The organism is Cyanobium sp. LEGE 06143 (genome assembly GCF_015207535.1).
Taxonomy (GTDB): domain Bacteria; phylum Cyanobacteriota; class Cyanobacteriia; order PCC-6307; family Cyanobiaceae; genus NIES-981.
Map to the genome: position 1 here is coordinate 1 of NZ_JADEWP010000273.1, position 2,319 is coordinate 2,319.

The following is a 2,319-nucleotide window of genomic DNA, read 5'->3' on the forward strand; positions in this document are numbered from 1 at the left end:
CCTACAACCAGGCCGTGCAGGCCGGAGGCCTGTTGTTCTGCTCCGGCCAGATCGCCCTGGATCCCCTCAGCGGCGCCCTGGTGGGCGACGGGGATGTGGAGGCGGAAACGCGCCAGGTGCTGAGCAATCTGGAAGCGGTGCTGGCGGCGGCGGGAGCCACGCCGGCCCAGGTGGTGCGCACCACGGTGTACCTGGCGGACCTGGCCGATTTCGCCGCCGTGAATGCGCTCTACGCCGCCACCTTCAGCGGCGAGGTGGCGCCGGCCCGCGCCTGCGTGGAGGTGGCCGCCCTGCCCAAGGGGGCCCGGGTCGAGATCGACTGCATCGCCCTGCTGAGCTGAGGCCTGGCGGTCCAGGGGAAAGCAAACGGCCGGAAGGATCCGGTCACACCTGCAGGCCCAGCCGTTCATGACCCAGACACACGGGATCGGTTGAGTGAGGTCATCCCCCCAAGGGGACCCTTCCTCACCCGTTCATCACCATGACCAACCTCACACGTCCCGTTCGCCTGTTCCTTCTGCTGGGCGCCGCCGGGCTGCTGAGCCTCAGCGCAGCCACCCCAGCCCTGGCCGGCCCACGCGGCTGGCAGCGCCAAACCACCTATGTGCTGGTGCCGGCCCACCAACTACCTGCCCGACGGGGGCGCGCCCGCAGGACCCAGCCGCGGCGGACGCGCACCGTGGTGCGCACGGTGGAGCGCAGCCCCAGGCGCTACCGCAACTATCCGGTGCAGACCGTGCCCTACCGCCGCGAATCCCGGGTTGACCAGCTGCGGACCGAGCTCGAGCGCGACGCCCGCCGCTGCAACACCGGTCGGCTGGTGGGGGGCCTGCTGGGCGGCGGCGCCGGCTACGTGGCCTCCCAGGATGAGGGGCGAGCCTGGGCCGTGCCGCTCGGAGCCCTGCTGGGATCCCAGGTGGGCTGCAATGTGGGCGGCGGACGCAGCCCCCTGCCCTGGTGAGCCGCCGGGCCAGGCGATGGGCAGGCCCTCACCCTGATGGCGGCAACACCCAGGCGGCCGCCCGTCGCAGCCGCTCGCGCTCCCGCTCCAGCCTCAGGGCCAGCTCGCCATGCTCCAGGGCCAGTTCTGCCTGGCGCATGGCCGCCTGGCGCAGCGCCGGCAGGGGCAGCAGGCTCAGCTGATGCAGGCCCTTCTGCAGGCGCAGCCCCACCTCCAACGACGCCGCGCCATCGCGGGCCGTGGCGGCAAAGCCATCCTCCAGCAGATCCTCGAGAGCCAGCTCAGGCAGCCAGAGGCGGCCGAAGCGCGTTGCCGAGGCCGGCGCACGACTCTCCTCCAGACTAGTCTGGGCCCAGTCGGTGAGCAGCCGCACCACGCTGCCGATCACATGGATCGCCGTGCCGGGGTCGTTCACGGCCGGCGAGAGGGCGCGACTGGCGATCTCCGAGAGCACCACCAGCCCAAAGCGGGGGTCATCGTCAAAGGTGCGCCGATCGCCGATCAGGAAGGTCTGGGCGATCCGCTCCAGTTGCTCGGCTGGCAGGGAGTCCTGGGCTTCCACCTGGGCCAGGGCCCGGGCGGGGGTGATGAAGGCTCCAGGCAGGCACAGCACCTGAATCTCCGCCTCGGCGGCCTGGGCCAGCAGCTGCAGGGCACCGAGATCAATGCGTTGCAGGTAGCCCACGCCGGAGGCCAGCACCGGCTGGGCCGCTTCGGCTCCAGGGGCCACCACCGGCGAGGGGCCCAGCAGCCGGCCCCCCAGGGTGGGCTGGCGGGCGCGCTCCTGCAGGGCCAGGTCGGCGACCGCCTCCACCCGACCGATGGTGTTGGTGACCCGGCCCAACCGGGCGATCCGATCGACCCAGGTGACGAAGCTGAGCAGCACCACCGCCAACACCACCAGGGTGAGCAGGAACAGCGCGAAACGGCCCGTGCGGCCGTAGATGCCGTTCATCTGGGCGATCAGGGCCACGATGCCGAAGATGAAGGCACCGATGAACGTGGAGAGGGCGTACTGCGACACGTCATCGGCCACCACCACGGCCAGGGCCCGCGGCGTGGCAGTACTGCCGGCTGAGGCGTAGGCCGAGAGCATCGAACCCGCGGCAAACACCGCAATCACGAGCATGCTCGAGGAGATGATCCGCAGCAGCGTTTCCAGGGTGTCGGCGCTGATGTCGGGCAACAGCAGCCCCGGCGCCAGGCGATCGGCCAGGTAGGCCAGCCACACGCCCAGCAGCGACACCAGGCACAGGAGCAGGGGCTTGGCCCAGAGCTTCTCACCGAGCCGGTTGAGCGCAAAGGCCAGCCGGCCGCGCAGGCTCAGGGTGATCGGGTGCTGAGGAGGGGTCACGGGG

At 71.3% G+C, this 2,319-nt stretch carries 3 protein-coding genes; 2 read left to right on the forward strand and 1 reads right to left on the reverse strand.

All coding sequences use genetic code 11. The features are described 5' to 3' along the window. Together IQ216_RS13440 and IQ216_RS13445 are read left to right on the forward strand one after the other, a co-directional pair. A partial coding sequence (locus IQ216_RS13440) for a Rid family detoxifying hydrolase (protein WP_193815872.1) occupies positions 1 to 341 on the forward strand: 341 nt, incomplete at its 5' end. A gap of 140 nt (positions 342 to 481) precedes the next feature. Then, positions 482 to 961: a hypothetical protein gene (locus IQ216_RS13445; protein WP_193815873.1), complete on the forward strand. Its 480-nt coding sequence runs from the start codon at positions 482 to 484 to the stop codon at positions 959 to 961. 28 nt (positions 962 to 989) lie between these two features. On the opposite strand, the gene IQ216_RS13450 is transcribed toward IQ216_RS13445, so the two are convergent. Continuing rightward, on the reverse strand, positions 990 to 2,319 hold a 1,330-nt coding region (locus IQ216_RS13450), incomplete at its 5' end, for a DUF2254 domain-containing protein (RefSeq protein ID WP_228007525.1).

Bases quoted from the DNA above. Each gene is read 5' to 3' on its own strand.
- IQ216_RS13445 (WP_193815873.1), top strand. From the start codon at position 482: ATGACCAACCTCACACGTCCCGTTCGCCTGTTCCTTCTGCTGGGCGCC.